This is a genomic window from Streptomyces sp. NPDC056231 (genome assembly GCF_048270745.1).
GTDB lineage: Bacteria > Actinomycetota > Actinomycetes > Streptomycetales > Streptomycetaceae > Streptomyces.
The window spans coordinates 1-4149 of sequence record NZ_JBLVKW010000172.1 but is presented as its reverse complement, the minus strand read 5'-3'; the positions used below and the strand labels follow the sequence as shown (position 1 = coordinate 4149).

At 66.9% G+C, this 4149-nt stretch carries 2 protein-coding genes and 2 pseudogenes; 2 read left to right on the top strand and 2 right to left on the bottom strand.

Annotation, left to right across the window (positions count from 1 at the left end; all coding sequences use genetic code 11):
* Positions 1 to 352 precede the first annotated feature (352 nt).
* Both ACNPQM_RS43745 and ACNPQM_RS43740 read left to right on the top strand, forming a co-directional pair.
* Positions 353 to 1075 carry a molybdopterin-dependent oxidoreductase gene (locus tag ACNPQM_RS43745; protein ID WP_418088369.1) on the top strand — a complete coding sequence of 241 codons (723 nt, stop codon included), beginning with the start codon at positions 353 to 355 and terminating at the stop codon, positions 1073 to 1075.
* Positions 1023 to 1707, top strand: a pseudogene (locus ACNPQM_RS43740) (cytochrome b/b6 domain-containing protein). The gene ACNPQM_RS43745 and the pseudogene ACNPQM_RS43740 overlap by 53 nt, the downstream one beginning before the upstream one ends.
* A 239-nt stretch (positions 1708 to 1946) precedes the next feature.
* Here the strand turns inward: ACNPQM_RS43740 and ACNPQM_RS43735 are convergent.
* Positions 1947 to 2642: pseudogene (locus ACNPQM_RS43735) on the bottom strand (transposase); the annotation flags it as partial.
* A gap of 47 nt (positions 2643 to 2689) precedes the next feature.
* Positions 2690 to 3901: an IS110 family transposase gene (locus ACNPQM_RS43730; protein ID WP_418088368.1), complete on the bottom strand. Its 1212-nt coding sequence runs from the start codon at positions 3899 to 3901 to the stop codon at positions 2690 to 2692.
* Positions 3902 to 4149 lie beyond the last annotated feature (248 nt).

The following is a 4149-nucleotide window of genomic DNA, read 5'->3' as shown; positions in this document are numbered from 1 at the left end:
GAGCGCCGGCCGGTGGCCGTCAAATCCGGATCTCACCCGGAGATGTCGTCTTCACCCACCACGTCTGTGACTCCTCGATACACGGTTTACGTCATCAACCACCCTACCAGCTCACATATGCCCGCCCGCGGCGACTGTGACGTGGCGGGCCCTCAAGCCCCTCGCAGGTGTGTGTCGCCCGGCGCGTCGTTGACAGCCGGAGAACCTCATGTCACGATCGTCACCAGTTGAAAGGGTGACGGTAGAGGCTCGACAACGTACACACGTGTGCATCCCGCCCGGCCGGTGCCGTCGTCTCCCGCACGACCGCACACCTCCGGGGTCGTGATCACTGCGAAGGAGCGCACTGACCATGGCAGGACAGCCGAAGCCGAGGGCCGAGGGCGCACCGGTGGGACGACGGGCGGTGCTGGGCATGCTCGGCGCCAGCGCCGCGGGGCTCGCTGCTGCGCCCTACCTCCAGCGTGGCTGGGAGGGGCTCCTCGGCGCCGCCTCCCAGGTCGACGCGACCGGACTGACCGGTCTGCTGCCCAATCCGGGCGGCTTCCGCTACTACAGCGTTGTCGGCTCGGTGCCTCGCAAGGACGAGACGAACTACGCACTCACGGTCGGCGGGCTGGTGACGAAGCCGAAGACCTACACACTGGCCGACCTGCGTGCGATGCCGCAGACCCGGGTCGTCCACGACGTGGTGTGCACGGACGGATGGCGGGTGGACCAGACACCCTTCGAAGGGGTGAAGCTGGCGGACATCCTCGACGCCTCCGGAGTGCGCTCCCCGGGCGCGGCGGTCCGCTTCACCTGCTTCGACGGCGCCTACACCGAGAGCCTCACCCTGGAACAGGCCCGCCGCTCGGACATCCTCGTGGCACTGAACATGCAGGACAAACCCATCACCCACGAGCACGGCGGACCGGTCCGCCTCTACGTGGCACCCATGTACTTCTACAAGTCGGCCAAGTGGCTGTCCGGCATCTCGGTCACCGACAAGGTCGTTCCCGGTTTCTGGGAGGAGCGCGGATATGCGATCGACGGCTGGCTCGACGACGCCGACCGGCACAGCGGAGCGGCCTGATCCCACGGGACGGGTCCGCCGCTTCGGCACCGCCGAGCGCATGGTCCACCGGCTACCTGATGCTCGTGTGTCTCGTCTCCGCCGCCTGCCTGTACCTCGGGCCGCTCGCCCAGCTCGTCGGCCGGCGGCACGTGATGGTCAACGTGCACGAGTGGTCGGGCATCTCACTGCCGCTGCCCTTCCTGCTGGGACTCCTCTCGGCCGACTTCCGTGCGGACCTGCGCAGGTTGAACCGGTTCGCGGTGTACGACCGGCAATGGCTGCGGGCCGCCCGCCAGCGCCTGACCTCGCCCGAGGCACGCCCGGCCGGAAAGTTCAACGCGGGGCAGAAACTCTATGCAGGCTGGATCGCCGGCGCCGCCCTGGTGATGATGTTCACCGGCCTGCTCATGTGGTTCATGGGGCTGCTGCCCTTCATCTCCCGCACCAGTGCGATCTTCATCCACGACCTCCTGGCCTGGGCGATCACCTTCGTCGTACTCGGGCACATGCGCAAGGCGTTCGAGGACCCGGAGGCAAGACTCGGCATGCGTACCGGGTACGTAAGCCGATCCTGGGCGCAGCGATACCACTCCCGGTGGTTGCGGGAGGAGCGCGACGGCAACGTGGCCGAGCTAAGGGCTGTCCCGTAATCCCTGGCGGGCGCACGACGACAGCTGCGGCACCTCGCTGCGTTGTCGGAACGCCCGAATACACCCAGTATGAGGACGCCCCTCCGCCTTGCGATGCACCACATCTGACGCCGCGCGCTGATCCACCAGGGATTACGGGACAGCCCTTAGCGGACGAGGTGTGAGGTATCCCCGCTAGGGCGTGTTTCGAAAGCCTCGTCTGCCGGGCGGCGTCTCGCGAAACACGCCCTAGTGCCGCATCAGGCAACGTTCGCCCTGTTGACCACCTCGCGGAGCCGTTCGTCGGCGGCGTGCTTGTTCCGCCAGATGATGTAGCGGCGGATCATGCTGCCCTCTTCCTTGTGGCTAGGGTGGTCGGTGCCGTCCAGTGCGAAGTAGCGCAGGGCGGTGAACTGGGCCTCAATGCGGTTCAGCCAGGAGCTGTTGGTCGGCGTGTAAGCGAATTCGACGTTGTTGGCTGCGGCCCAGTCACCGACCCGGGAGTCCTTCTTCGTGGTCAGATGCGGGGAGAAGTTGTCGAGCACGATCGCGATACGGACCGTGGGCGGGTAGAGGCTGCGCAGATAACGGCAGAACTCCAGGAACCTGGTCCGGTTCTTCCTCGGCTTGATGTGGCCGTAGAGCCTGTCCTTGCCGAGGTCGTAGGCGGCGAACAGATGCCGTACCCCGTGCGGGCGGGTGTAGGTCGCCCGCCGGCGGGGCCGGGGCTCCCGCTCGGGGTCTTTGTGTCTGCCGCCGCGTTCGGCCCATTGCCGGCCGGGGTGGGGCTGGAGGTTGAGCGGACCGAACTCGTCCATACAGAAGATGACTTCAGGCTCGTCTTCGTCGGGTATGACTTGGCCGTCGGCGATCGCGTAGAGGTGCTCGACGCGGGCCTTCTTGGCCGCGTAGTCGGGGTCGCGGGAGCTCTTCCAGGTCTTTACGCGTTGAAAGGATTCCCAATGAAGTTGTCAAGCCTGGCTGGTGACTCGCTGTGAGCGTGTCAGCCCAGTGCGACAGGGCTCGGCGGCACGGTGATCTCGAAGGTTCGGCCGTCGCGTATGAGCGCCCACAGGACGTTCAGGCTGCGGCGCGCGAGGGCGATGACGGCCTGGCGGTGGCCTTTGCCCTCGGCTCTCTTGCGGTTGTAGAACGCCTTCGAGGTGGGGCAGCACCTGGCCGCGACCATCGCGGACATGTAGAAGACCCGCAACAGACGCCGACAGTAGCGGCGTGGTCGGCGCATGTTCCCGCTGATGCGTCCCGAGTCCTTCGGGACCGGAGCCAGGCCGGCGACACCGGCCAGGCGGTCGGAGCTGCCGAAGACGCTCATGTCCCCACCGGTGTGGGCGATGAACTCGGCTCCCAGGACCGGACCGAGGCCGGGCATGCTCAGGATGACCTCGGCGTGTGGGTGATCGCGAAACCGGCCCTCGATCAGGACATCGGTCTCGGCGATCTCCTCATCGAGGGCCATCACCTCCCTCGCCAGCTTGGCCACCACGACCGCGGCGAGCTTCTCCCCGGCGACGGCGGTGTGCTGGGCCTCAGCGGCCTCGACAGCCGTGGCCGCGACGATCTGGGAGTTGCGGACCTTGCGGTTCTTCAGCCAGGTCGCGAGGCGGTTCTTGCCGATGCGGCGCAGGGCGGCCGGTGTCTGGTAACCCGTCAGCAGCACGAGGGACGCCTTCGAGGTCTTGTAGTCGAAGGCCCGCTCCAGCGCGGGGAAGTACTCCAGCATCTGGGCCCGCATCCGGTTGATCGCTCGGGTGCGGTCCGCCGCCAGATCGAGGCGGCGCGAGGTCAGAATGCGCAGGTCAACGGCTATGTCGTCGCCGCGGTGCATGGTCTGAAGGTCGCGGCGCATGCGGGCCTGGTCGGCGATGACGAAGGCGTCCTTGGCATCCGTCTTCCCGTCGCCCCGGTAGGAGCCGGATGCGTGGTGGACCGTGCGGCCAGGGATGTAGAGGACCTGCTGCCCGTTGTCGATCAGCAGCGCGATCATCAACGCGGCCCCGCCGGCATTGAGATCGAGCGCCCACGTTGCCGGCTCCCCGTCGCTCAACTCCAGCACGTCGCCGATCAGTTTGAGCAGTGCAGTCTCGTCGTTGGGCACTCGCCGCGACAACTTCCGCTCGCCCTCGCTGTCGATCACCACGCAGTGATGCTCGGCCTTGCCCGCGTCCGTACCGGCCCACAGCTCGGGCACGGCCACCTCCGAAGTCGATCCGATTCGAGTCCCAGCAGACGACCTCGCCAGCGTGTCCTTACCAAGCGATCTTGCCGCGCGCATCCCAATGAGTGGTCGAGTCGTCGCGGGATGCCGAGCGGCCAATCCTTTCAAGCCACCGATGGGCTGGAGACACCTAGCCGCCGAGTAGCCGAGGGGAATCTCACCCCTCGGCTCTCACAGAACCGTGCGGAACGATCTCTCGTTACACGGCTCCTGCCGTCCTGGTCACC